Source organism: Streptomyces sp. NPDC037242 (genome assembly GCF_055604165.1).
Window position 1 is genome coordinate 197,528 of record NZ_JBVJUY010000009.1, and the last position, 24,811, is coordinate 222,338.

Below are 24,811 nucleotides of genomic sequence, written 5' to 3' on the forward strand. Positions count from 1 at the left end.
CGGTCTCCCAGGGCCAGCTCGGCATCCTCGTCGAGATGCTCGCCGAGCCGGCCGGGCACAAGTACCTCAACGTCAACGCCTTCCGGATCCGCGACGACCGGCCCTTCGACGCCGCCGCCCTCGGAAAGGCCGTGGCGATCCTCGCCGGGCGCCACGAGGTCCTGCGCACCGGCTTCGACCTCACCGGGCACAGCGTTCCGCTCCAGCTCGTGCACACCGACGTGACCCTGCCGGTCGCCGTGCGCAGCCTGGCCGGACTGGACGCCGAGGGCGTGGACGCGGCCGTCGGCCGCTACCTCGCCGAGCAGCGGGCCACCCCCTTCGACCTGGCCGTGCCCTCGCTGCTGCGGGTGTCCGCGCTGGTCGAGGACGCGTCCGAGGACGGGCAGGTGTGGTGGCTCGGCCTCGCGGAGTGCCACGCCATCACCGAGGGCTGGAGCCACCACTCCATGCTCATGGAACTCCTCGGCCTCTACCGCCAGTTGCGCGACGGCAGCGAGCCCGAGGCCTGGACCGCCCCCGAGGTGCGCTACGCCGACTTCGTGGCCGGCGAGCTGGAGTCCCTGGCCTCCGCCGAGGACGAGGCGTACTGGCGCGGGATCACCGCCCGCTACGAGCCGTTCGCCCTCCCCGATGGCTGGGGCGACGCGGACTCGGCCCCCGAACCCTTCCTCGTGCGGGTGCCGTTCGCCGACGTCGAGCCGGGCCTGCGCGAGCTGGCCCGCCGCTCCCGCGCCTCGATGAAGTCCGTCCTGCACGCCGTCCACCTGGCCGTGCTGGCCCGCCTCACCGACCAGCAGGAGTTCTCGGCGGGACTCGCCACCGACGCCCGCCCCGAGGCACTCGGCGCCGAGCGGGTCCTGGGCATGCACCTCAACACGGTGCCCTTCGCCCACGACTCCTCCGCCCGCACCTGGCGCGAGCTGGTGGCCCGGGTGTACGAGCGGGAGGCCGCCATCTGGCCGCACCGCCGCCACCCGCTCCCCGCCATCCAGCGGCTCGCGGGCGGCCGCCGCCTCGTCGACGTCGCCTTCAACTACCAGGACTACAAGCAGCTCGACACCGACCTGATCGACATCGGCTCCAGCGCCGGCGCCGCCGCCACCGAGTTCTCGCTGATCGTCACCACCCTCAACGGACACCTCAGCCTCGCCACCCACACCGGCGTGCTGCGCCGCGAGGAGGCCGAGCGCATCGCCTCCATGTACCGCGGTGTCGTCCTGGCCATGGCCGCCGACCCCGAGGGCGAGGCCCTGGCGCCGCTCCCGGACGGCGAGCGCGAACTGCTCGCCGCCTGGGGCACCAAGGACGTACGGGACTGCGCGTCCACGGTGACCTCGCTGTTCGCCGCCCGCGTCGCCGAGGCCCCGGACTCCGTGGCCGTGTCCGCCGGCGGCCTGGCGCTCAGCTACCGCGAGCTCGACGCCCGCGCCGCCCGCCTCGCCGCCCGCCTGCGCTCCGCGGGAGTCGGCCGGGGCTCGGTCGTCGCCGTAGGCCTCGACCGCAGCGCCGAACTGCCCGTCGCCCTGCTCGGCGTGCTCAAGGCCGGCGCGGCCTACCTGCCTCTCGACCCGGCCTACCCGGCCGACCGGCTCGCCTTCATGCTGGCCGACTCCGGAGCGGCCGCCCTGCTCACCGCCGAGCGCCTGGCGGGCTCACTGCCCGACTGGGACGGCCCGGCCCTGCTGGTCGACGCCGCGGCGGACGAGGACGGCCCGCTCGCCCCCGCGCTGGAGCAGCACCCGGACGAACTCGCCTACGTGATGTACACCTCCGGCTCCACGGGCACCCCCAAGGCCACCGAGGTCACCCACCGCGGGGTCGTCCGCACCGCCACCGACGACGCGCTGACCCGCGTCGGCCCCGAGGACGTCGTCTCGCACGTCGCCAGCGTCTCCTTCGACGGCGCGACCTGGGAGTTGTGGAGCGCCCTGCTCGGCGGCGCCCGCCTGGAGGTCCTCGACCGGGACACCGTCCTGGACACCCAGGCGCTGGCCGCCGCCGTCGAGAGCCGCGGGATCACCGCGATGATCCTCACCACCTCGCTGTTCAACCACGTAGCCCGCACCATCCCGGGCACCCTCGCCGGGGTCCGCACGGTGATCTTCGGCGGCGAGACCGCCGACGCCTCCACCGTCCGCGACCTGGTCCGCTCCGGCGGCCCGCGCCACCTGGTGCACGGATACGGCCCGACCGAGAACACCACCTTCTCCACCGTCCACGAGGTCACCGACGTCCCCGACGGCCGGTCCTCCGTCCCGATCGGCGGCCCGGTCGCGGGCTCCCGCCTCCACGTCCTGGACGCCGAGCAGCGGCCCGTGCCGCGCGGGGTCACCGGAGAGCTCTACGTCGGCGGCCCGGGCCTGGCCCGCGGCTACCGCGGACAGCCCGCACTGACCGCCGCCCGGTTCGTGCCCGACCCGTACGCCGGGCCCGGCGCCCTGATGTACCGCACCGGCGACCTGGTGCGCTGGCAGGCCGACGGCACGATCGACTTCGTCGGCCGCGCCGACCACCAGATCAAGCTGCGCGGCTACCGCATCGAGCCGGGCGAGATCGAGTCCGCGCTCCAGACCCACCCCGCCCTCGACCACGCGGCCGTCGTGCTGCGCGAGGACAACCCGGGCGAGAAGCGCCTCGTCGCCTACGTCGTCCCCGTACCCGGCGCCGAGGAGGTGCCGCTCCCCGCGGACCTGCAGGCCCACCTCGCCGACACCCTGCCCGACTACATGGTCCCCGCGGCCTTCGTGGTCCTGGACCGGATGCCGCTCACCGCCAACGGCAAGCTCGACACCCGCGCCCTGCCCGTCCCCGGTACGGACGCCCTCGCCGCCGCCCGCGGCGGGGCCGCCCCCGCCACCGAGGACGAGATCCGCATCGCCGCCGTCTGGACCGAGGTCCTCGGCGTCGACGGGATCTCCGTCACCGACAGCTTCTTCGACCTCGGCGGCGACTCCATCCGCGCCGTCACCCTCGTCGGAGCCCTCAAGACGGCCGGCTACAGCGTCACCGTCAGCGAGGTCTTCGAGCACCGCACGGTCGGCAAGCTGGCCGTCGCGGTCGCCGGCCGCGAGGTGCGCGAGACGCGCTACGTCGAACCGTTCGAGCTGATCGGCGGGGCGGACCGGGCCCTGGTGCCCGCGGGCGTCACCGACGTCTACCCGCTCTCCCAGCTCCAGACCGGCATGCTCGTCGAGCTGCTGGCCTACGACGGCCCGGCGGCGAACAACTACCACAACACCACCTCCTTCGACATCCGCGACGGCATCCCCTTCGACGCCGACGCGATGCGCGAGGCGGCCCGCCGGGTCACCGCACGCCACGAGGCCCTGCGCACCTGCATCGACCTGGACACGTACTCCGTGCCCATGCAGCTCGTGCACGCCGAGGCCGAGATGCCCGTGACCGTCCACGACCTGACCGGCCTGGACGACGACGGCTGGCGCACCCGGGTCCTGGAGATCAGCAACGGCGAGCAGGAGCGCCTGTTCGACATGGCGAAGCCCCCGTTCGTGCGGCTCAACTTCGCCGTCGGCGACACCGGCTGGCGCATGTTCCTCAGCCTCAACCACACCATCCTCGAAGGCTGGGGCCACTACAGCCTGTGGATGGAGCTGCTCACCACCTACGCCGCCCTGCGCGACGGCGAGGAGCCCACGCCCGCGGCCCTGCCGCCGCTGCGCTTCGCCGACTTCATCGCCGGCGAGCACGAGTCCCTGGCCTCGGCCGAGGAGCGCGCGTACTGGCGCGGGATCGTCACCGACCACGCCCAGTTCACCCTCCCGGCGGCCTGGCGCCAGCCCGAGGAGAACGGCAGGGCCTTCTCCGTCACCGTCTCCCTGCGCGACATCCAGCCGCGCATCAAGGCGGTGGCCAGCGCGGCCGACGTCCCGGTCAAGAGCGTGCTGCTGGCCGCCCACCTGAAGGTGATGGGCCAGCTGACCGAGGAGCGGGACTTCTACACCGGTCTCGTCTGCGACACCCGGCCCGAACTCCCCGGCGCCGACCTCGTGTACGGCATGTACCTGAACACCCTGCCCATCCACCACAAGGGCGGCGCGGCCACCTGGCGCGAGCTGCTCACGCAGGTCTTCGCCCAGGAGACCGAGCTGTGGCCCAACCGCCGCTTCCCGCTGCCGGAGGTGCAGCGCGAGGCGGGCGGCCGCCGGATCATCGACGTGTTCTTCAACTACCTCGACTTCCGGCAGATCGACACCGACCTGATGGACCTCGGCTCCAGCCTGCGCGAGGGCGGCACCGAGTTCGACCTGGCCGTCACCACCATGGCCGGCGAGCTCGGACTGCTCACCGACACCCGGGTGATGAGCCGCGAGCAGGCCCGTCGGCTCGGCCGGATGTACCGCCTCGTACTGGAGGCGATCATCGCCGACCTCGACGGCGACGCCACCGCCGTCCTGCTGCCCGAGGAGGAGCGCGAGCTGCTCCTCGGCGAGTGGGCCGGACCGGCCGCCGCCGCGTACGACACCACCCCGGTGCACCGGCGCTTCGCCGCCCAGGCCGCCGAGAACCCCGCGGCCACCGCCGTGGTCACGGCCGGTACGGCGCTGAGCTACGGCGAACTCGACGCCCGCGCCAACCGGTTCGCCCACCACCTCGTGGAACTGGGCGTCAGCCGCGGCGACTTCGTCGCGATCCTGCTGGAGCGCGGCCCCGACATGCTGGTCGCCGTGCTCGGCGCGCTCAAGGCCGGCGCCGCCTACCTGCCGCTCGACCCGGAGACCCCGGCCGAGCGCCTGGCGTACCAGCTCGCCGACAGCAAGGCGCCCGTCCTGGTCACCCAGGAGTCCCTGCTGGCCGTGGTCCCCGCGGACAGCTCGGCCCGCCCCGTGGTCCTGGAGCGGGAGGCCGGCCCGATCGCCGCCCGCCCGCAGCACGACCCGGCGGTGGCCGTCGACGGCGACGACCTCGTCTACACCATCTACACCTCCGGCTCCACGGGCCGCCCCAAGGGCGTGCTCATCACCCACGGCGGCCTCGCCAACTACCTCGGCTGGGCGCTGGAGTACTACGGCATGGACGGGGCGAACGGGGCGCCGATGTTCGGCTCCATCGCCTTCGACCTGGCCGTGCCCAGCTTCCTGCTCCCGCTGATCTCCGGGCGCGACGTCACCATGGTCCCCGGGGACCGCGGCCAGGAGGCCCTGCCCGACCTGCTGCGCGCGGGCGGCGACTACAGCATCCTCAAGATCACCCCGGCCCACCTGGACCTGGTCACCGCCGCCCTCGGAGAGGACACCGTCCTGGACTCCGTACGCACCTTCGTGGTCGGCGGCGAGGAGATGAAGCCGGAGATGGTCGCCGGCTGGCGACGCACCGCCCCCGGTGCCCGGATCATCAACGAGTACGGCCCGACCGAGACCGTCGTCGGCTGCGTCGTCCACACGGTGACATCCGACGAGGGCACGGCGACGGACACGGCCGCCGACGGCGTACCGGTGCCGATCGGCCGGCCCATCACCAACACCGAGGTGTACGTGCTGGACGCCGGGATGCGCCCGGTGCCCGCGGGAGTCGTCGGCGAGCTCTACCTCGGCGGCGCGGGCGTGGCCCGCGGCTACGGCGGGCGACCCTCGCTCACCGCCGAGAAGTTCGTCCCGCACCCCTTCACCGACCGCCCCGGCACCCGCCTCTACCGCACCGGCGACCTCGCCCGGTTCCGCCGTGACGGCAGCCTGGACTTCCTGGGCCGAGGCGACGACCAGGTCAAGATCCGCGGCTACCGCGTCGAACTCGGCGAGATCGAGGCCACCCTGCTGCTCGCCCCCGGCGTCAAGGACGCCGTGGTGCTCGCCCGTCAGGACCGCCCCGGCGAACGCCGCCTCGTCGCCTACGTCGTACCTGCCGACGGCGCCTCGCCCACCCCGGCCGAACTGGCCGCGGAGCTGCGCCGCACCCTGCCGGCCTACATGGTCCCGGCGGTGTTCGTCGCCCTCGACGCACTCCCGCTGGCCGTCTCCGGCAAGGTGGACAGGAAGGCCCTTCCGGCTCCCGGCCAGGACCGGATGCCCGACACCGGACGGCCCCCGTACGTCGCCCCGGGCACCGCCACCGAAGAACTGCTCGCCCGTATCTGGGGCGAGGCCCTCGGCATCGACAAGGTCGGCGCCCACGACAGCTTCTTCGACCTCGGCGGCGACTCGATCATGGTGCTCCCGCTGATCTCCGCCGCCCGCAAGGCCGGCCTCGCGATCTCGCTGCGCACCCTGTACGAGAGCGAGACCCTCGCCGAGCTGGCCGCGGCGGTCGCGCCCCGAGCGGCGGCCCCCCGTACCGTCCGGGGCATCCCCGCCCCGGCCGAGGCGATGATCGAGCACCAGGTGCCGGGCGTCAGCGTCGCCGTCATCCGCGACGGCGAACTCGCCGAGGTCCGCGGCTTCGGCGTCACCTCGGCGGGCGGCGGTGCCCGGGTCACCCCGGACACGCTCTTCCCGGCCGCGTCCATGAGCAAGTTCGTCTCCGCGCTCGGCGTCCTGCGCCTGGCCAAGGACGGGCTCATCGACCTCGACGGGGACGTCAGCCGTCACCTGACGAGCTGGCAGATACCCGGCGGGGCCGTGGTCACCGCCGACCAGCTGCTCCGCTTCACCGCGGGCATCACCCACCCCGAGACCGCCCTGGACAACCACTTCTACGGGCGCGGCGAGCCCCGGCCCACCGCGGCCGAGATCCTCCACGGACGGGGCCCGGCCAAGACCCCGCCGGTGGTGCTGGAAGGCGTACCGGGCCGGGTGTTCATGAAGAACAACGTCAGCTACACCGTCCTGCAGCAGCTCGTCGAGGACGTCACCGGCACCCCCTTCCCGCAGTACATGCGGGAGAAGGTGTTCGCCCCGCTGGGCATGACCGCCAGCTTCTACGAGCCCGAACTCCCGCCGGCCGCGGCCGCGGTCGCCGTCGGCCACGGAGAGGACGGCGCCTCGCTCGCCGAAGGGTCCATGGCCCACCCCGACACCGCGGCCGCCGGACTGTGGACCACCGCGGCCGACCTGGCCCAAGTGCTCCTGGAGATCCGCCGCGCCCACCGCGGCGAAGCCTCCGAGGTGCTCGATGCGGCCCTCGCCGGCCGGATGCTCACCGTGGTCGAACCCGGCCGCTTCTACGGCACCGGCTCCATCGTCGACACCACCGGCGGCGACCTCGAGTACGGCCACACCGGCCGCACCTCCGGCTTCCACGCCCTGGCGCTCAGCCGCCTCGGCTCCGGCACCGGTGTCGTGGTCCTCACCAACGCCGACTCCGGGCGGGCCGTGCTCAAGCAGGTGCTGGCCTCCGTACGCGACGAGGACGAGGCGTGGGCCGGCCAGGGCGAGATGACCCGGCTGTGGGAGCAGGGCCGGATCAACCCCGACGCACAGGACTGACCGGCAGCGCCGGACGGGGCGGGCGCCCCGCACCAGTGCCGTGCCCCGGCAAACCTTTCCGGCCACGGCACTGCCGGCCGCGCCCGCCCCACCCCCACCCACCACGAACAGGAAGGAGCACCCGATGACCACGCCCACCCGGCAGCTGCTCTCCATCGACGACCTGACCGACGAGGACCTCCACTCGATCGTCGCCCGCGGCGCCCACTTCGCCTCCGGCGCCGGCCGCGCCGAACAGCCCCTGGAGGGCTGGATCGCCGGCATCTACTTCAAGAAGACCTCCACCCGCACCCGTACGGCCTTCTCCGCGGGCGCGCTGCGGCTCGGCGCCCGCATCCTCACCTACGGCCCCGCCGACCTCCAGCTCAACACCGGCGAGACCGTCGAGGACACCGGCCAGGTCATGGCCCGCATGCTCGACGTCCTCGTAGCCCGCACCGCCGGCACCGACGAGGAGCTGCGCGGCCTGTCCGGCGGCGGCCGGCTGCCCGTGGTCAACGCCATGAGCGCCGCCGAGCACCCCACCCAGGGCCTCACCGACCTCACCACGCTCCAGCTGAGGTTCGGCCGCATCGAAGGCCTGAGCATCCTGTACGTCGGCGAGGGCAACAACACCGCCTCCGCCCTCGCCCTCGCGCTCAGCCGCTACCCCGGCACCACCCTGGAGCTGCGCACCCCGCCCGGCTACGGGGTCGACCCCGCGATCCTCGCCCGCGCCGCCGCCCAGGCCGCCCGTAACGGCTCCACCGTCACCGAGCACCACCACATGGACGGCCTGCCCGAGCAGCCCGACGCCATCTACACCACCCGCTGGCAGACCACCGGCACCACCAAGCCCGACGCGAACTGGCGGGAGATCTTCGCCCCGTTCCAGGTCACCGAGCGGCTCTGGCACGCCGCCCCCAAGGCCGTCTTCCTGCACGACCTGCCCGCCCACCGCGGCGAGGAGGTCACCGCCGAGGTCCTCGACGGCCCGGCGAGCATCGCCTTCGACCAGGCCGAGAACAAGATGCACAGCGCCATGGCCGTCCTGGAGTGGATCAGGCACGGCGCCGTCAGCGGACCCGCCCCGGAAGGACGCCTGTCATGACCGCGCTCCACCCCGCCCCCGAAGAGACCACCGAGGCGGCGGTCGCCGACGCCGAAGCGCCCCGACCGCCCTCGCTGCGCCGCAACCGGGACTTCGTCCTGCTGTGGGTCGGCGCCGGGGCCACCGCGCTCGGTGCCCGCGTCAGCTCCATCGCGTACCCGCTGCTGGTCATCTGGGCCACCGGCTCGGCGAGCGCCGCCGGCCTCGTCGGCTTCGCCGCCGCCCTGCCCAACCTGGTCGTCCAGCTCCACGCCGGAGCCCTCGTCGACCGCTGGGACCGCCGCCGCCTGATGATCCTGTGCGACCTCGGCTGCCTGCTCTCCGCCGCCGCCGTCGGCGTCTCCGTGTTCTCCGGCCACGTGTGGATCCCGCTGCTGATGGCCGCCGCCTTCGTCCAGGGCAGCCTGGCGATCTTCTACCGGCTCGCCGAACGGGCCGCCGTACGCCACGTCGTGCCCGGAGAGCAGCTGCCCGCCGCCATGGCCGGCAACGAGGCCCGCGGCCAGGCGGCCGGACTGCTCGGCCTGCCCGCCGGCAGCGTCCTGTACACCGTCGCCCGCTCCGCGCCGTTCCTCTTCTCCGCCGTCGCGCACACCGTCTCGCTGATCTCGCTCCTGCTCATCCGCAAGAACTTCCAGGACGAGCGGACCCAGGCCCCCGGCAACCTCCGCGCCGAACTGGCCGAAGGCCTCGGCTGGACCTGGAAGCAGCGGTTCCTGCGCTGGGGCATGCTCCTGATCTCCGGCTCCAACCTGCTCTTCCAGGCCCTCTCCCTCGCCCTCATCGTCGTCGTCAACGAAGCGGGCGGCTCGGCAGCCGCCATCGGCGTCATCACCGCCGTCAGCGGCATGGGCGGCATGTTCGGCGCCCTCACCGGAACCTTCTGGATGCGCCGGATCAGCCTGCGCGGCCTGCTCATCGGCGGCGCCATCGGCTGGGCCCTGCTCATGCCGCTCGTCGCCCTCACCGGCAACCCGGTGCTCCTCGGCCTGATCTTCCTGGCCGCCGCCATGATCGGCAGCATCACCAACGTCGCCGGCGGCGTCTACCAGGTCGGCATCACCCCCGACCGGCTCCAGGGCCGCGTCGGCGGGGCGATGGGCCTGATCGGCTCCGGCGCCGCCTCCCTCGGCATGCTCGGCGGCGGCTTCGCCCTGGAGGCCTTCGGAGCCACCCACACCGTCTACGGCATCGCCGCGGCCATGGGCGCCCTCGCCCTGCTCTCGCTGCTGCTGCCGCACGCCGACTACCCCGAATCCCTGCGCCGCCCGGGTCCCGCCGCCGCACCGGCCGACCAGGACGCACCCGTCACCACCCCGGAAGCGAAGTGACCCCATGACCACCGCCACCACGACCTGGACCCCGTACGAGATCCACCCCGCCGACCTCGGCATCGACGCGACCGCCGAGGCGCTCACCGCCCACCTCGCCGACACCGCCGCCGTCGACCGGCTGCTCACCGAGCAGAAGGCCCTCGTCTTCCGGGGCTTCGGCATCACCCCCGACACCCTCGGCGCGGTCCTCGACCTCCTGCTGCGCAATCGCCTCGCCTACGTGAACGGCAACTCCCCGCGCACCAAGGTCGGCGACAACGTCTACACCTCCACCGAATACCCGGCGCAGTTCACCATCTCCATGCACAACGAGCTCTCCTACGCCGAGAGCTGGCCCACCCGCCTCGCCTTCTTCTGCCAGCAGGCCCCCGAGACCGGCGGCGCCACGCCCATCGTCGACGGCGTGCGCTGGCTGGAGTCCCTCGACCCCGAGCTGCGCGCGGCCTTCGCCCCGGGCGTGCGCTACACCCAGAACCTCCACGACGGCCTGGGCCTGGGCAAGAGCTGGCAGGACACCTTCGAGACCCGGGACCGCGCCGAGGTCGAGGCGTACCTCAACGGCACCGGCGCCGACTGGCACTGGCGCGCCGACGGCGGACTGCACATCAGCCACCTGCGCCCCGCCACCGTCATCCACCCGCAGAGCGGCCGGGAGGTCTGGTTCAACCAGGCCGACCAGTTCCACCCGGCATCGCTCGGCGACGAGACCGCCGCCGCCCTCGCCCAGTTGCTGCCGCCCGAGGAGCTCCCGCAGTACGTCACCCTCGCCGACGGCTCGCCGATCCCCGACGAGTACGTCCTGCAGGTCCGCGACCGCGGCCTGGAGAACGCGGTGGACGTGGACTGGCGGACCGGCGACCTCATGGTCATCGACAACCTCGCGGTGGGCCACGGCCGCCGGCCCTTCACGGGCCCGCGCCGCGTCCTCGTCGCGATGACCGACTGATGCCCGCCGCGACAGGCGTCCTGGCGGCACCGGCACCGGTACCCGCACCCGCCGGGGCGTACGACAGCCAGGACGGCGCCCGCTGGTTCCGCCGCCACAGCCGCGCCGCGACCCCCCGCATCAGGCTGGTCTGCTTCCCGCACGCGGGCGGCGCCGCCAGCCTCTACCGGGACTGGCCGGACCGGCTGCCCGCCGGGATCGAGGTGCTCGCCGCCCGCTACCCGGGCCGCCAGGACCGCTTCCACGAGCCCTGCGTCGAGACCATGGCGGAGCTGGCCGACCGCATCACCGCGGCCCTGCGCCCCTACCTCGCCGCACCGCTGGCCTTCTTCGGGCACAGCCTCGGCTCGGACGTCGCCTACGAGGTGGCCCGCCGGCTGGAGGCACGGCACGGCATCAGCCCGGAACGGATCTTCGTGTCGGGGGCGGCGGCCGCGCACGTCTCCGACCCCGTCGACCTCGGCGCCTACACCGACGCCCAACTGATCTCGGAGATGGACCGCCTCGCCTCGCCCGGCGCCGACATCATGGCCGACCCGGAACTCGCGGCCCTGCTGCTGCCGTCGCTGCGCGCCGACTACCGGCTCAGCGCCGGATACCGGCCGTCGCTGGAGGAACTGGGCACCGTACGGGCCCCGCTGACCGCCTTCATCGGCGACAGCGACCCGCTGCTGCCGCCGCAGGACGCACTGAGCTGGGCAGAGCTGACCACCGGGGGATTCACCCACCGGGTCCTGCCCGGCGGGCACTTCTACCTGGAGCAGGCGGAGCAGCGCGCGACGCTGCTGCGGCTGATCACGGCCGCCCTGCTGCCGGCCGCCTGAACAGCCCGTCGTATCCCCCGTATAGAGCGCTGCAAGCCCGGGGCATGCGGCGCGTGGGCTCAATGGAAACCGAATCAAACAGTACGAAGGGAGATGCCATGCCCGTACCCCACGACCTGCCCGGCAGCCTGACCCTGGAATCCGGTCTGACCGCCCGCGCCGCCGTGGCCGTACGCAGACTGCGGACCTCGGGCGAGGTGCACGTGTGGTGCTGGGAACTGCCCGCCCGCACCGACCCCGACGACCTGGCCCTGCTCAGCACCCAGGAGTACGAGCGGGTGCTCTCCTTCCACCAGGAGCGCGACGCGGCCGCCTTCGTCCGCAGCCACGCCGCGGCCCGCCGGGCCGTCGGCGAGCTGCTCGGCGTACCGGCCGCGGAGGTCGCCTTCGGCCGCCGGGACTGCCCCGGCTGCGGGGACACCGGCCACGGCCCGCCGAGCGTGACCCGGCCCGCGGTACCGCTCGCCATCAGCCTCTCGCGGACCGCGGGGCGCGGGGTCCTCGCGGTGCGGGCCGGCACCCGGGTCGGCGTCGACATCGAGGCGCTGCGCGGGATCCACTCGCAGAACGTCGTCGACATGGTCACCACCGAGGCCGAGCGCGCCGTCCTGCAGGCACTGACCCCGGGCGACGAGCGGGACCGGGCCTTCCACCGGGTGTGGACCCGCAAGGAGGCCGTGGTCAAGGCCGTCGGCGTCGGCCTGATCGGCACCGAGCTGAACGAGCTGGACGTACGGGCCGACCGGATCGGCCGGGTCGAGGTCCAGCACACCTTCCAGGGCCGCCACACCCTGTGGGCCGTCGAGGACCTGGCCGTCGGACCCGACTGGACGGCCTGCGTGGCCCGGCCGGCCGACACGGCGACCGGACCGGTCCGCCTGCACCCCGTTCAACTGCCCGTTTCTTGACACCGAACAGACCGCCCATTTCATTGCACGCATGCCGTGCAAGAGACGCAAGAGCAACAGGGAGACAACGATGACGCTCGAAGCCACCGAGAAGACCTTCCCGCAGCTCACCGAGGCCGACGAGGAGCTGTGGGACGGCTACCACGCGCTGCTGGAGACCGTGGTGCAGCAGTCCGATCCGGGACCCGGCGAGCACGGCTGGGAGGCCCGGGAGCGGATGCGCGTCTCCGCCTGGGTGCGGCACGTGTACCAGCACCCGCTCTCGCCGGCCGTCTTCGCCGCCCCGGTCTGCGCCTCCCGCGCCGCCGCGGAGCGCGTCGAGGCCGCCGAGCTGGCCTTCCGGATGGACGTCGGACGCGGCGCCGCCCGCCCGGCCCGTCCCTCCGCGGACGTCCGCGCCGTCGCGGCCGTCGCCGCGATGCGGGCGATCACCGCCACGGCCCTCGCGCAGACCCCGCCGGCCCCGCGCGAGCGCGTGGTCTCGGACGTCTGGGCCGTGGTCCGCGAGACCATCGCCCCGCTCGTCGAGCGCGGCGTACCGGTGTTCCAGCGGGCGCGCAACTCCTGGTGACGGTGCGGCTGTCCGCCGCCTCCGGTCCCGAGAGCGGGGGACCCGACCGCAGCACGACGGCGGTCCGGGTCCCCCTTTCCCGTGGCGGTCCCGCAGGTCACGAGCTGACCGACACCGTTCCGCCCAGGGTGCGGAGCTTGAGGTTGTGGCCCGAGGCGGGGTCGGTGCGCACGGTCACCTTCTCGCCGCCGCCGACACCCTTCGCGTCGACGGCGTAGGCGGCCGACCCCGGGACCTTCACCTTGACGTCACCGCCGCTGGTCCCCGCGTCGACCTTCTCCGGCGGCGCCGTGAAACTGGCCTCCACGTCCCCGCCGTTGGCCTTCGCGAGCAGGCTCTTGGCGCTGAGCTCCTTGCCGTGCACCGAGCCGCCGGTGGTCCGTACGTCGATGGCGCCCGACACGTTCCTGACGGTGATGTCCCCGCCGAAGGCCACCAGCTTCACCGACAGCCCGCCCGGCACCTCCACCTTGTAACTGATCTTGCAGTCCGAGTCGCTGCCGCAGTCGGGCCCGCCGCCCAGCGTCAGCTCGCCGCCCGACACCGTCTGGTCCGTCTTCGGGTTCGTACCGCTGTAGGTGACGGTCTCGGTCACCTTCACGCTGTCGCCGGAGCCCCCGACGACCTCGATGTCCCCGTCCGGCGACTGCACCGACAGGGCGGTCACCTTCTCCGACACCGTGTAGTTGCGTACGTCCGTCTCGCTGCCCAGCATCGAGCAGCCGGTCAGCGTCCCCCCGGCCAGCGCGGTCACCAGGACGGGCATGGCCAGGACATGGGCCCGGGTACGGGTCCGGTTCTTCGTCGGGAGTGTGGCGATCGGCACGGTGGTCATGTTCTCTCCAGGGGTCACCACGCCGCGGTGGCGTGGGTTCGGGGGGCGGACTGCCCGGCGAGCAGCCGGACGAGTTCATGGCAGCGGTAGAGCGGCCGCCCCTGCGGGTCGACCCCGCTGAGGTCCAGCAGCGCCGCGTCGACCAGGCTCTCCAGCCCCGCCTCGGCCACCGCCTCGGAGATCTCCAGAGCGCGCGCGATCCGCCCCGCGCCGAACGGCTCCGCGCCCGCGCCCGCCAGCGCCGGCAGCACCGTACGGGCCCGCGCGTCGAGCCGGGCACCCGGCGGCAGCAGCGCGCCCTGCACGTTCAGTTCGGCGAAGCTCAGCTCGCCCAGCCGCGTCCGCGGATCGGCCAGCCGCTCGGCCAGGCGGGCCGCCGGCCAGTGCGGCCGCGAGGCCAGCCGGGTCCCGGCGATCCGCAGCGCGAGCGGCAGCCCCGCGCAGTACGCCACCAGGTCGTCCGAGGCGTCCGGGTCGGCGGTGATCCGGGCCCGCCCCGCCGCGGAGGCGAGCAGCTCCAGCGCCGTGTCGTCGTCCAGCGGGGACAGCGCCACCGAGTACGCCCCCGCCACCCGGGCGAGCTGGGTACGGCAGGTCACCAGCACGGTGGTCTCCGTGGAGCCGGGCAGCAGGGGCCCGACCTGGAGGTCGCCGGCCGCGTTGTCCAGCAGGAGCAGCATCCGCTTGCCCGCGGTGCGGGTCCGGTAGAGGCGTACCAGCTCCTCCAGGTCGCCCGCCGCGTCCGGGCCGTCCAGCCCGGCCTCGCCGAGCGCGCGCAGCAGCCGCACCAGCACCTCGCCGGGGTCGCGGGGGGAGCCGTCCGCCTCGCGCAGGTCGGCGTACAGCTGCCCGTCCGGGTAGCGGGCGGCGCTGGCGTGCGCCACCCGCACCGCGAGGGCCGTCTTGCCGATGCCCGCCATGCCGGTGATCAGGAACCGGCGCGGACGCCAGGCGCCGGTCTCGGGCCCGGCCGGGGCCAGCATCGCGCCGAGCGCGGCCAGTTCCTCCTCGCGCCCGGTGAAGTCGTCGATGTCCGGCGGCAGCATCGCCGGGACGTCGGCCCTGCGGGCGGACGGCCCGATCGGGGCGGGGGACTCCAGCCCCAGCTCGCCGCCGAGCACCGCCTTGTAGGTGTCCCCGAGCGCGACACCCGGGTCCACGCCCAGCTGCTCGGCGAGCACCCGGCGGCCCTCGTGGTAGGTGTTCAGCGCGTCCGCCTGGCGGCCGCACCGGTACAGGGCGGTCATCAGCTGCGCCCGCAGCCGCTCCCGGGTCGGGAACCGCGCGACGAGACCGCTCAGTTCACCCGTCACCCGCTCGTGCCGGCCCAGGGCGAGATCCGCCTCGATCCGCTGCTCCAGCGCCTGGGTGCGGGCCTCCTCCAGCGGCTGCAGCTCCTCCGTCTGCATGTGCTCGGTGACGTTCGCCAGCGCCGGGCCGCGCCACAGCTCCAGCGCCCGCGTCAGCAGCTCGCCGGCCTCCTCGTACGCCCCCGCGCGCAGCGCCTGGCGGCCGTCGCGCTCCAGCTTCTCGAAGTCGACGAGGTCGACGGCGCTGTCACCGGTGTGCAGCAGGTAGCCCGGCTGCTGCCGCACGATCTCCACGCCGTCGCCCAGGTGCTTGCGCAGCCTCGACATGTACGTGTAGATCTGCGCCCCGGCCGTGGCGGGTGGGTCCCAGCCCCACAGCAGCGTGTTGAGCCGAGCGTCCGACACCACCCGCCCCCGGGCGAGCAGCAGGGCCGCCAGGACCGTGTGCACCTTCGACCCCGACAGTGCGATCCGGGTACCGCCTCGCCTCGCTTCGACCGGTCCGAGAATCCGGAAGTCCATGCCTCGTCACCCCGTTGCTCTGATGAATGTGTCTCGAGCTCAGTCACCGAAGCTAGAGACCGGGGCTGTCGGGCCGATTTCACTTCGATTTCGGCCACCGGGCGGCCCAATCCCGGCCAACGGACCGCTGGGTTCCGGCCGGAACCCCCGCAGTCGCCCCCATTAGGGGCAGTCGCATAGAAGGAAAAGAGGAAGACAGTGCACTGTGGTGGGGCTGGTTCCGTCCGACGGGCGGCCGGCGCACCACGCCCCGACAGCGAGAGGACCCCGGCGTCCATGAGGCCCACCACGATGAGCGCGCCGCCCCGCGGCGGCGACCAGACGACGGAGTACGCGCTGCGGCTGGACGCGGTGACCAAGGTGTACGGCAAGGGCGGCAGCCAGGTCCGCGCCCTCGACGGGGTGACGGTGGGGGTGCCGCGCGGATCGTTCACCGCCGTGATGGGCCCCTCCGGGTCCGGCAAGTCGACCTTCCTGCACTGCGCGGCCGGCCTGGACATGCCGTCCACGGGCTCCGCGTACATCGGCGAGACCGAGTTGAACGGTCTGAACGAGACCGAACTGACCAAACTGCGGCGCAAGCGGATCGGCTTCGTCTTCCAGGCCTTCAACCTCGTGGCCTCGCTGACCGTCCGCCAGAACATCGAACTGCCGCTGCGCCTGGCGAAGGAGAAGCTGGACGCGGCCTGGCTGGAGGAGGTCCTGGGCCGGGTCGGACTGACCGGACGCGCCTCGCACCGCCCCGGCGAACTCTCCGGCGGCCAGCAGCAGCGCGTGGCCATCGCCCGCGCCCTGATCACCCGCCCCGACGTGCTGTTCGGCGACGAGCCCACCGGCGCGCTGGACACGGTGACGGCCAAGGAGATCCTGGCGCTGCTGCGCAGCAGCGTCGACGAGACCGGCCAGACGGTCGTCATGGTCACCCATGACCCGGTCGCCGCCTCGTACGCCGACACCGTGCTGTTCCTCGCCGACGGACGCCTCGCCGACCGCATGGACCAGCCGACCCCCGACCGCGTCGCCGAGCGCATGACCAGCCTCGGAGCCTGGGGAACCTGAGCGATTTCGTTTCCCGCAGCCGCTCGAAATCGAAGCGATATCGAGCCAACAGAGCCTCTCCTTAGCGTTCATCTCGTCGCACCGCACCGGCGGCGAAGCAAGGTCAAAACGACTGAGGAGAATTCCGATGCGCAGCACCCGCACCCGCACCGCTTTCGTCGCCACCCTGGGTACCGTGACGGCCGTCTGCGCCCTCTCCCTGGGCTCGGCCACCACGGCGGCTGCGAGCGAGGTTCCGGGCACCGAGCTGGTCCAGCAGATCGTCTGCCCCGTGGTCGGCCCGGTCGTCGACCCGCTCGTCGGCCCGGTGACCGGTCCGGTCTGCGACATCAACGAGGAGAACCCGTGGAGCTGATCCACACCTGCTGAGCATCGGAGCGCGACAGGGGCCCGGGCCCGCCGAGACGGCGGACCCGGGCCCCTGTGTTCGTATACGTTCCGCGGTACACGGGCCGGCGGCCCGTGCGGCCGGTCAGCCCTCCAGCAGCGCGGCCAGCGCCTGCGGGTTCAGCCCCCCGGGCTCCCCGGCGGCAACGGCCCGCGCGACCTCCTCGGCCCGCCGCTGCCACTCGGCGGCGCCGAGCTCGGTGAACGCCTCCACCGCCCGGCCGAGCGGCTCGCGCGCCTGCGGCTCCCCGCGCAGGACCAGCGCGCAGGCCAGGTCGAGCGATATCCGCGCCTGGAGGAACCGGTCCTGCACCTCCCGCGCGGCCACCAGCGCCTCCGTCAGCACTGTCTCGGCGTCCGCCGACCGGCCCTGGCGCCAGCGCGCCTCGCCGATTCCGCGCAGCGCGTAGGCCTCGCCGAGCCGGTCGCCGCCCTCACGGGTGAGCCGCAGCACCGTCATGCAGGTCTGCTCGGCCTCCGTCAGGTCACCGAGCCGCAGCAGCGCCTCGGCCAGCCGGTACGTGTTCTGGTTCTCGCCCCGTCCGCTGCCGGCCTCCCGGCTCTTGGCGATGGCCTCGGTGCACAGGGCGATGCCGACGGCGAGGTTGCCCCGCTCCATCTCCACCTGGGCCAGCAGGCCCATCACATGGGACTCGCCGGCCACGTCGCCCGCCTCGCGGAAGCACTCCAGCGACTCCCGGGCGTCGCGCGCGGCGCCCTCCAGGTCACCGAAGAACCGTGCGCACAGCGCCAGACTGCGCAGCGCCAGGGCCTTGCCGTGGACCTCGCCGAGCTGGTCCCACAGGGGCGCCGCCCGGGTGAGCCAGCCCCAGGCCTCGCGGTAGTCGCGGCGGTAGATCGCCAGCGTGCCCAGCGAGCGGAGCATCGTGGCCTCGCCGAGCAGGTCGCCGGCCAGTTCCGCGGCGCGCAGCGAGTGCTCGGCGCAGGAGCGCCAGTCCTCCCAGTAGTTGCGCACCTCGAACAGCGGCGTGCTGTTCTGGGTCAGCGCCCACGCGTAGGCGGACCGCTCAGTACCGGAGGCCTGCTCGATCACATCGGTCAGGGCGCTGCGCTCGGACTCGAACCACTCCATCGGGTCCGCGAGCAGCTCTTCCATCAGCTCGGGTTCTAAGGCCATCCGCTCCACCTTGCCGTAGCTGATGGGGCGTTCCCCGCCGTACGTCAGCAGCCGGGCGGCGTCGGCCAGCGCCAGCCAGCCGCCGTACGCCCGCTCCAGCGCGGCCCCGCGGTCCTCCTCGGTCTCCTCGGCCTGGGCCATCTCCCAGGCGAAGAGCCGCAGCAGGTCCTGGAAGCGGTAGCGGGTGACCGGCCCCGAGGCGGTGGCCACCTCCAGCAGCTGGGCGTCGACCAGCTGCTCCAGGAGGTTCTCCGCGTCCATCTGGTCGGCGTCGATGAGCGCGGCGCCCACCCACGCGGCGAAGTCGGGCACGTTCAGCAGGCCGACCCGCCGGTAGAGCTGGCGCGCGGCGGCCGACAGGTCGCGGTAGCTGAGCCGGAAGCCGGCCCGTACGCCGCCCTCGCCCGGGCTCAGCTCGTCGAGCCTGCGCCGCTGGTTCTCCAGCCGGCCCACGAGGCTGCGCACCGACCAGTGCGGCTTGGCGGCGAGCCGGGCGCCCGCGATGCGCAGCGCGAGCGGCAGCCGGTCGCACAGTTCGCCCAGCCGGGCGGTGGCGACCGGGTCGGCGCCGATCCGGTGGTCGCCGGCCACCTCCCCGAGCAGCGCGGAGGCCTCGTCGGGGTCCATGGACTGGAGCCCGACCTGCAGGACGGCGTAGTCGCCGATCATCTCGCCCATGACGTCGCGGCCGGTGATCAGCACGCAACAGCGGCCGTTGCCGGGCAGCAGCGGGCGGATCTGCTGGAAGGAGCGGGCGTTGTCGAGGACGATCAGGACCCGCTTGCCGCCGAGCACGCTGCGGTAGAGCGCGGCGCGGTCACCGGGGTCCGCCGGGATCTGCTGGGCGGGCACCCCGAGGGCGCGCAGGAAGCGGTCGAGCGTGGTGGCGGGCTGGACGGGCTCGTCCTTCTCGTCGTACCCGCGCAGGTCGGTGAAGAGCTGGCCGTCGGGGAAGCGGGCGGCGACGTTGTTCGCCCAGCGCACGGCGAGGGCGGTCTTGCCGACGCCGCCTATGCCGCTGATCGCGGCGATGGTCAGCGGCGACTGGCCCAGGCGCTCGTCCAGCATCCGGTCCATGGCGCTGAGTTCCTTGGTCCGGCCGGTGAAGGAGGCCGAGTCCACGGGCAGCTGGGCCGGTACGTTCGCGGCCATCGGCTGGGCGAGCTGGGTGGCGGGCTGCGAGAGCTCCGGCGAGTCCTGGAGGACCAGGTCGTGCAGACCCTGCAGGACCGGTCCGGGCTCGATACCCAGCTCGTCCACCAGCAGGCGCCGGCCCTCGCGGAACACGTTCAGGGCATCGGCGCGGCGGCCCGCGCGGTAGTTCGCCAGGATCAGGTGGGCACGGGCCTGCTCGCGCAGCGGGTGCTCCGAGACCAGCGAGGTGAGCGCCGGGATGAGCGTGTGGTGACGGCCGAGCTGGAGCTGTAGTCCGGCGTACTCCTCGTGGACGTCCAGGCGCAGCTCCTCCAGCCGGACGGCCTCCTGCTCGATGTGGTTTCCGGTGACCCCGTCCATGGCCCGGCCGCGCCACAGGGACAGCGCCTCGGCGAACACCTCGCAGGCCTCGGCCCCCTGGCCGCCGCGGGCGAGTTCACGGGCCTGGCCCACCCGGTCCTGGAAGTCGACCGCGTCGATGCGGTGTTCCAGCGGGTTGAGGATGTATCCGGGGTGCGAGGTCAGGATCAGCTCGTTCACCCCGACCGTGTCCTTGAAGACCTTGCGCAGTCCGGCGACACAGATGGCGATCTGGTTGCGCGCGGTGGTCGGTCCGCCGTTCGGCCAGACGGCTTCGATGAGCGAGTCCACCGAGACGACCCGGCAGGGCGAGAGCAGCAGCATCGTCAGTACGGTCCGTTGGCGCGCCCCCCCGATCCGCAGAGCTTCTCCGCCGACCTGCACCTCCAGTGGTCCCAGCAACCTGAACACGGCCTGATGCAAGGCAACTCCATTTCACAACAAGGCACCCCCCCGGTGCACCCGCGCCCATTGTGATCACTTACTGGCCAGTAATTCACTCCCGTCACGGGCCAGAATCGTTTGTGTTACGTCCGGTAGCCCGGTTGTCGCGCATTTGGCACGGGACGTCCTCGCCGCGTTCCCACCTGTTGGACGGCCCGGCCACCCTCCCGTGTGAACGGTGGCCGAAATCCGGGCCACGCGGAAGGCCCGCGGACGGGCGCGGAAGGGCGCGGACGGGCGTGGAAGCGGCGTGTCGGGCTATCGGCCCGGCGTGCCGCGCAGCGAGCGGCCGAAGCCGGAGGCGAGCGGCATGCGCAGCCCCAGCGGCGGCGGGGCCGCCAGGGCATCGGTCACGGGCCGGGAGTAGCGGCCCGAGAAGACCGAGCCGAGGACGAAGTCCACGGACAGGGCGACGACCTCCGCCTGGTGGTCGCGCAGGCCATGCCCGTCGGAGTGCACTTCGAAACGGCAGGTCGCGCGATTGGCTTTTTTTGCCCTGGTCGCGAGCCGGAAGGACAGCTCCGGGTCGCTGCGGGCGTCGTTGGTGCCGTGCACGATCAGCACCCGGCGCCCTAAGAGCTGTTTCACCGGTTCAGGGGAGTCCCCCGCGGACGGCTGCGGCAGGCAAGGGGCGAGCGCGAGCACGGAGTTGACGGCCTCGTGGCCCGCCGCCGCGAGCGCCGCCCGGCCGCCCGCCCCGTAGCCCGCCAGGCACACCGGCACGTCCCCGTACCGGCGGACCACCTCGTCCGCCGCCCACCCCGCGCCCTCGGTGCGGCAGCCGCCCCCGTGCAGGACCCTGTGCGTCACCAGCCCCTGCCCAGTGCCCGCCCGGGCCAGGGCCCGCGCGAGCGGGCGCAGTGGACCGGGGGGCAGTCTGGTCGCCCCGGGAAGCAGGAGCACCACACCACTGACCGTGCTTTGCGTCGAACCCGAGCCGTTCACGCCGAGCGCCCGCCCCAGGCGGGCCCCGCGCGCCGGCGGCGCATGCTGTGCCATGGCCGAACAGTCTCAGACCGGCGGGTGTCCACACCACAGTCCGGTCAAGGTCACCGGGCCAGAAGTCAATGTTCTGCATCGACCGGCCGTCGAAGCGTCGCTCTACGCGCGTAGGAGCTAGAGTGCCCAGATGACGAGCGAGACCCCCAACCTGCCCACCCCGGATCAGATCCGCCGCTCCCCGAAGGTGCTCCTGCACGACCACCTCGACGGTGGCCTGCGCCCCGGGACGATCATCGAGCTGGCCCGCGAGGTCGGCTACGAGAGCCTCCCCGAGACCGACGCCGACAAGCTCGGCGTCTGGTTCCGCGAAGCCGCCGACTCGGGATCCCTCCCGCGCTACCTGGAGACGTTCGCGCACACCTGCGCCGTCATGCAGACGAAGGCGGCCCTCTTCCGGGTCGCCGCCGAGTGCGCCGAGGACCTGGCCGAGGACGGCGTCGTGTACGCCGAGATCCGGTACGCCCCCGAGCAGCACCTGGAAGCCGGCCTGACCCTCGAAGAGGTCGTCGAGGCGGTCAACGCCGGCTTCCGCGAGGGCGAGCGCCGCGCGAAGGCGAACGGCCACCGCATCCGCGTCGGCGCGCTGCTGACCGCGATGCGCCACGCGGCCCGCGCGCTGGAGATCGCCGAGCTGGCCAACCGCTACCGGGACAACGGCGTGGTCGGCTTCGACATCGCCGGCGCCGAGGCCGGGTTCCCTCCCACCCGCCACCTCGACGCGTTCGAGTACCTCAAGCGCGAGAACAACCACTTCACGATCCACGCGGGCGAGGCCTTCGGCCTGCCGTCGATCTGGCAGGCCCTGCAGTGGTGCGGCGCCGACCGCCTCGGCCACGGCGTGAAGATCATCGACGACATCGAGGTCGCCGAGGACGGCTCCGTGACGCTGGGCCGCCTGGCCTCGTACGTCCGGGACAAGCGCATCCCCCTGGAGATGTGCCCGACGTCGAACCTCCAGACGGCCGCGGCCGCCTCGTACGCCGAGCACCCGATCGGCCTGCTGCGGAAGCTGCACTTCAGGCTCACCGTCAACACCGACAACCGGCTGATGAGCGGCACCAGCATGAGCCGCGAGTTCGAGCACCTGGTCGAGGCCTTCGGCTACTCGCTCGACGACATGCAGTGGTTCACCGTCAATGCGATGAAGTCCGCGTTCATTCCTTTCGATGAACGACTGGCCATGATCAACGAGGTCATCAAGCCCGGCTACGCGGAGCTCAAGTCGGAGTGGCTGTTCCAGCAGACCGCTTCCACCAGCGGTTCTGTTTCGGTGTAGGCCAGAGCGTGACGTACTGAAGGCGCCCGGGAGAGGCAATTCCCGGGCGCCTTCTCGTATTTAAGGATGTTTGCGGCCGGGGGTTTGAAGTGACTAGTTTGCGGAGCCGCTCAATTCCCCGTCGCAAGGACACGTTTTCATGAAGCAGTCAGCTGCCAAGACCCTCGGTGTCGCCGCTCTCGGTGCCGCCTTCGCCGCCGTCGCCGCCGGTTCCGCCTCGGCCGCCGTCCCCGCCGTCGGCCTCACCGACGCGCTGGGCACCGCCACCACCGCGGTCCAGGGCCTCACCAGCCAGCAGCAGGTGAAGCCGGCCGAGGGCCAGGAGTCCAGCGACCCGGGCCAGGCGCTCGGCGCGGTGACCGGTCTGCTCGGTGGCCTGCCCACCAGCGGCCTCGGCGCCTGACCCACGCCGCAAGGCTCCGAATCCGTACGCGATCCGTACGGAATTCGTACGCGCGCAACGGCGGCGCACACCCTTTCGACCGGGTGTGCGCAGCGCCGTGCTGTGTGCCACGATCACCAGCAACTGCCCGCCGACGCACGGGGTATTGAGGTCATCGGTCATGCGCATGAAGCCACGAGTCACGGTCCGGGCGGCCGCCACCACCCTGCTCCCCGCGCTGCTCCTCGCAGCCGTGGGCTGCGGCAGTACGGACACCCCCGCAGCCGGCAAGGCGCCGGACCCCAAGGGCTCCGCGGCCGCGTCCGGCTCGGGCGGCGCATCGACCGGTCCGGGCGGCTCGGGCGGCCCCGCCGGTACCCCGGCGCCCAAGGCGGGCGGCAGCAGGCTGGAGCGCTCCGCGCTCGAACAGGGCGACCTGCCGGGCTACCAGATCTCCGCCCAGGGCAAGAACCCCAACGCCCCGGACGGCCAGCCGCAGGCCGACCGCAAGGCCTGCCAGCCGCTGGCCGACATCATGGGGGACAAGCCGGACCCGGCCGCGCACGAGACCGTCAACCGCGGCGTCGGCTCCCAGAAGCAGGTCGGACTCGCCGTCTCCGCCTCCGTCAGCTCGTACGCCGAGTCCGACGCCAAGACGCTGATCTCCCGGCTCAGGAGCGCGGTCGCGGCCTGCGGTACGGGCTTCTCCGCGACCGTGGAGGACCAGACCGGCAGCTACCGCGACGTACAGGCGGCCGACTACAAGACGGGCGGCGACGAGAGCGTCAGCTGGACCACGACCGCGGCCGCCGGAGGCGTCGCCGCGCCGGTGCACCTGGTCGTCGTACGCCAGGGGGACACCGTCGTGAGGCTGATGGCCCTCAACGTGACCGCCGCGCAGCAGAAGGCACAGGTCCCGCACGAGGTCGCGGACAAGCAGCTCGAAAAGGTCCGCAAGGCCCGCTAGGGCGTGCCGTGAACTACCAGTCGGTGGAGACGGACGACTTCTCGTTGGGCAGCAGTACCCACAGCGCGATGTAGATCAGGAACTGCGGGCCGGGCAGGATGCACGAGAGTACGAAGATGGCGCGCATCACGGCGGTCGGCATATTGAAACGCCTCGCCAGTCCGGCGCAGACTCCGCCGATCCAGCGTCCGTCACGGGGGCGAACAAGGGCGCTCATGGTTACTCCTTCGTCGGTATCGCTTTCCTTTGCGATACCTCAATACTCCCGCTGAACAGCCGACAGAACGTCGGTCCAGGGGCCGAGCCCGACCCTGGGAATTCTCGGGGTCGCCCCCTGAGATCCCGCCCCCTGAGATCCCGTCCCCGATTCCGATCCCGCCCGCCGGGGAAGCGCCTGCGAGCGGCGCTTGCGGGCGCGCAGCGCCGGTACGACGGCCACATGGGCCAGCACCACGCCCGCGGTGTTCAACAGCAGCGAGTCGATGTCGACGACCCGGCCCGGCACCGCGGTCTGGAGCATCCCGATGCCCACCGAGACCAGCGCGCCCGCGGCGGCGGTCCGCGCCAGCGAGGACCAGGCGGCCAGCGGCGACAGCTCGATCCGCCCGCTGATCAACGGGAGCAGCACCCCGAGCGGGGCGAGCAGCGCCAGCCCCTCGCCGAACCGTCGGGCGGCCTCCAGCGGCCCGGCGGCGATGGCCGCCCTTATCCCCTCCAGCGGGGTGAGATTGGCGGCCGGGGTCCACGGGACGTCCAGTGGCCGCAGGGTCAGCCAGCCGACGAGGAGGAGGTGGGCGGCCAGCAGGGCCCCGGAGAGGGTCCGGTGCCGGAGGGTGATGACGGCGCTGTGGCCGGCCTCTTGACGCTGCACACCTGCGAAGACGCAGCGTGCGGTATCCGCGGTTCCGCCGTGTTGGCC

18 protein-coding genes (1 of these 18 only partly in view) are annotated in these 24,811 nt (G+C 73.0%); 12 read left to right on the forward strand and 6 right to left on the reverse strand.

The features are described 5' to 3' along the window. From ACZ7GJ_RS13790 to ACZ7GJ_RS13820, 7 genes are all read left to right on the forward strand, one after another. Positions 1 to 7,382: the final stretch of a non-ribosomal peptide synthase/polyketide synthase gene (locus tag ACZ7GJ_RS13790; protein WP_470751534.1), read on the forward strand. It extends 16,189 nt beyond the left edge of the window; 7,382 of the gene's 23,571 nt are visible here — the last part of the coding sequence; the start codon falls outside the window, past its left edge; its stop codon occupies positions 7,380 to 7,382. Positions 7,383 to 7,506: 124 nt separating this feature from the next. After that, positions 7,507 to 8,472 carry an ornithine carbamoyltransferase gene (locus ACZ7GJ_RS13795; protein WP_470751535.1) on the forward strand — a complete coding sequence of 322 codons (966 nt, stop codon included), beginning with the start codon at positions 7,507 to 7,509 and terminating at the stop codon, positions 8,470 to 8,472. Next, positions 8,469 to 9,803, forward strand: coding sequence for an MFS transporter (locus ACZ7GJ_RS13800; RefSeq protein ID WP_470751536.1), 1,335 nt, complete (start codon positions 8,469 to 8,471; stop codon positions 9,801 to 9,803). The genes ACZ7GJ_RS13795 and ACZ7GJ_RS13800 overlap by 4 nt, the downstream gene beginning before the upstream one ends. A gap of 4 nt (positions 9,804 to 9,807) precedes the next feature. After that, positions 9,808 to 10,752, forward strand: a complete 945-nt coding sequence (locus ACZ7GJ_RS13805; protein WP_470751537.1) for a TauD/TfdA family dioxygenase — start codon at positions 9,808 to 9,810, stop codon at positions 10,750 to 10,752. Next, entirely contained in the window at positions 10,752 to 11,576 is an 825-nt protein-coding gene (locus ACZ7GJ_RS13810; protein WP_470751538.1) for a thioesterase II family protein, read from the forward strand. The genes ACZ7GJ_RS13805 and ACZ7GJ_RS13810 overlap by 1 nt, the downstream gene beginning before the upstream one ends. Before the next feature lie 98 nt (positions 11,577 to 11,674). Beyond that, a complete protein-coding gene (locus ACZ7GJ_RS13815) occupies positions 11,675 to 12,484 on the forward strand; it encodes a 4'-phosphopantetheinyl transferase family protein (RefSeq protein ID WP_470751539.1) in 810 nt (269 codons plus the stop codon). Between the two features lie 70 nt (positions 12,485 to 12,554). After that, on the forward strand, positions 12,555 to 13,055 hold the full coding sequence (locus ACZ7GJ_RS13820; RefSeq protein ID WP_470751540.1) for a hypothetical protein: 501 nt from the start codon (positions 12,555 to 12,557) through the stop codon (positions 13,053 to 13,055). Positions 13,056 to 13,152: 97 nt separating this feature from the next. Here ACZ7GJ_RS13820 and ACZ7GJ_RS13825 read toward each other — a convergent pair whose 3' ends face one another. Next, positions 13,153 to 13,890: a DUF4097 family beta strand repeat-containing protein gene (locus ACZ7GJ_RS13825; RefSeq protein ID WP_470751541.1), complete on the reverse strand. Its 738-nt coding sequence runs from the start codon at positions 13,888 to 13,890 to the stop codon at positions 13,153 to 13,155. Positions 13,891 to 13,904: 14 nt separating this feature from the next. Then, on the reverse strand, positions 13,905 to 15,722 hold the full coding sequence (locus ACZ7GJ_RS13830) for an AfsR/SARP family transcriptional regulator (protein ID WP_470751543.1): 1,818 nt from the start codon (positions 15,720 to 15,722) through the stop codon (positions 13,905 to 13,907). 276 nt (positions 15,723 to 15,998) lie between these two features. On the opposite strand from ACZ7GJ_RS13830, the gene ACZ7GJ_RS13835 reads away from it, so the two are divergent. Next, on the forward strand, positions 15,999 to 16,781 hold the full coding sequence (locus tag ACZ7GJ_RS13835) for an ABC transporter ATP-binding protein (RefSeq protein ID WP_365917675.1): 783 nt from the start codon (positions 15,999 to 16,001) through the stop codon (positions 16,779 to 16,781). A gap of 127 nt (positions 16,782 to 16,908) precedes the next feature. Continuing rightward, positions 16,909 to 17,136, forward strand: a complete 228-nt coding sequence (locus ACZ7GJ_RS13840) for a hypothetical protein (protein ID WP_470751544.1) — start codon at positions 16,909 to 16,911, stop codon at positions 17,134 to 17,136. Positions 17,137 to 17,253: 117 nt separating this feature from the next. Here ACZ7GJ_RS13840 and ACZ7GJ_RS13845 read toward each other — a convergent pair whose 3' ends face one another. Continuing rightward, entirely contained in the window at positions 17,254 to 20,232 is a 2,979-nt protein-coding gene (locus tag ACZ7GJ_RS13845; protein WP_470751545.1) for an AfsR/SARP family transcriptional regulator, read from the reverse strand. A 291-nt stretch (positions 20,233 to 20,523) separates the two neighbouring features. Further along, positions 20,524 to 21,264, reverse strand: coding sequence for an alpha/beta hydrolase (locus tag ACZ7GJ_RS13850; RefSeq protein WP_470751547.1), 741 nt, complete (start codon positions 21,262 to 21,264; stop codon positions 20,524 to 20,526). A gap of 130 nt (positions 21,265 to 21,394) precedes the next feature. Here ACZ7GJ_RS13850 and ACZ7GJ_RS13855 point away from each other — a divergent pair, with 130 nt between their 5' ends. From ACZ7GJ_RS13855 to ACZ7GJ_RS13865, 3 genes are all read left to right on the forward strand, one after another. Further along, complete coding sequence (locus tag ACZ7GJ_RS13855) at positions 21,395 to 22,543, forward strand: adenosine deaminase (RefSeq protein ID WP_470751548.1); 1,149 nt, start codon at positions 21,395 to 21,397, stop codon at positions 22,541 to 22,543. Positions 22,544 to 22,682: 139 nt separating this feature from the next. Further along, on the forward strand, positions 22,683 to 22,946 hold the full coding sequence (locus ACZ7GJ_RS13860; RefSeq protein ID WP_470751549.1) for a hypothetical protein: 264 nt from the start codon (positions 22,683 to 22,685) through the stop codon (positions 22,944 to 22,946). Between the two features lie 166 nt (positions 22,947 to 23,112). Then, complete coding sequence (locus ACZ7GJ_RS13865) at positions 23,113 to 23,892, forward strand: hypothetical protein (RefSeq protein ID WP_470751550.1); 780 nt, start codon at positions 23,113 to 23,115, stop codon at positions 23,890 to 23,892. Between the two features lie 13 nt (positions 23,893 to 23,905). On the opposite strand, the gene ACZ7GJ_RS13870 is transcribed toward ACZ7GJ_RS13865, so the two are convergent. Together ACZ7GJ_RS13870 and ACZ7GJ_RS13875 are read right to left on the reverse strand one after the other, a co-directional pair. Further along, on the reverse strand, positions 23,906 to 24,109 hold the full coding sequence (locus ACZ7GJ_RS13870) for a PspC domain-containing protein (RefSeq protein WP_470751551.1): 204 nt from the start codon (positions 24,107 to 24,109) through the stop codon (positions 23,906 to 23,908). Positions 24,110 to 24,148: 39 nt separating this feature from the next. Then, positions 24,149 to 24,763, reverse strand: coding sequence for a VanZ family protein (locus tag ACZ7GJ_RS13875; RefSeq protein WP_470751552.1), 615 nt, complete (start codon positions 24,761 to 24,763; stop codon positions 24,149 to 24,151). Between the last annotated feature and the right edge of the window lie 48 nt (positions 24,764 to 24,811).

Bases quoted from the DNA above. Each gene is read 5' to 3' on its own strand.
- ACZ7GJ_RS13795 (WP_470751535.1), top strand. From the start codon at position 7,507: ATGACCACGCCCACCCGGCAGCTGCTCTCCATCGACGACCTGACCGAC.
- ACZ7GJ_RS13800 (WP_470751536.1), top strand. From the start codon at position 8,469: ATGACCGCGCTCCACCCCGCCCCCGAAGAGACCACCGAGGCGGCGGTC.
- ACZ7GJ_RS13805 (WP_470751537.1), top strand. From the start codon at position 9,808: ATGACCACCGCCACCACGACCTGGACCCCGTACGAGATCCACCCCGCC.
- ACZ7GJ_RS13810 (WP_470751538.1), top strand. From the start codon at position 10,752: ATGCCCGCCGCGACAGGCGTCCTGGCGGCACCGGCACCGGTACCCGCA.
- ACZ7GJ_RS13815 (WP_470751539.1), top strand. From the start codon at position 11,675: ATGCCCGTACCCCACGACCTGCCCGGCAGCCTGACCCTGGAATCCGGT.
- ACZ7GJ_RS13820 (WP_470751540.1), top strand. From the start codon at position 12,555: ATGACGCTCGAAGCCACCGAGAAGACCTTCCCGCAGCTCACCGAGGCC.
- ACZ7GJ_RS13825 (WP_470751541.1), bottom strand. From the start codon at position 13,890: ATGACCACCGTGCCGATCGCCACACTCCCGACGAAGAACCGGACCCGT.
- ACZ7GJ_RS13830 (WP_470751543.1), bottom strand. From the start codon at position 15,722: ATGGACTTCCGGATTCTCGGACCGGTCGAAGCGAGGCGAGGCGGTACC.
- ACZ7GJ_RS13835 (WP_365917675.1), top strand. From the start codon at position 15,999: ATGAGGCCCACCACGATGAGCGCGCCGCCCCGCGGCGGCGACCAGACG.
- ACZ7GJ_RS13840 (WP_470751544.1), top strand. From the start codon at position 16,909: ATGCGCAGCACCCGCACCCGCACCGCTTTCGTCGCCACCCTGGGTACC.
- ACZ7GJ_RS13850 (WP_470751547.1), bottom strand. From the start codon at position 21,264: ATGGCACAGCATGCGCCGCCGGCGCGCGGGGCCCGCCTGGGGCGGGCG.
- ACZ7GJ_RS13855 (WP_470751548.1), top strand. From the start codon at position 21,395: ATGACGAGCGAGACCCCCAACCTGCCCACCCCGGATCAGATCCGCCGC.
- ACZ7GJ_RS13860 (WP_470751549.1), top strand. From the start codon at position 22,683: ATGAAGCAGTCAGCTGCCAAGACCCTCGGTGTCGCCGCTCTCGGTGCC.
- ACZ7GJ_RS13865 (WP_470751550.1), top strand. From the start codon at position 23,113: ATGAAGCCACGAGTCACGGTCCGGGCGGCCGCCACCACCCTGCTCCCC.
- ACZ7GJ_RS13870 (WP_470751551.1), bottom strand. From the start codon at position 24,109: ATGAGCGCCCTTGTTCGCCCCCGTGACGGACGCTGGATCGGCGGAGTC.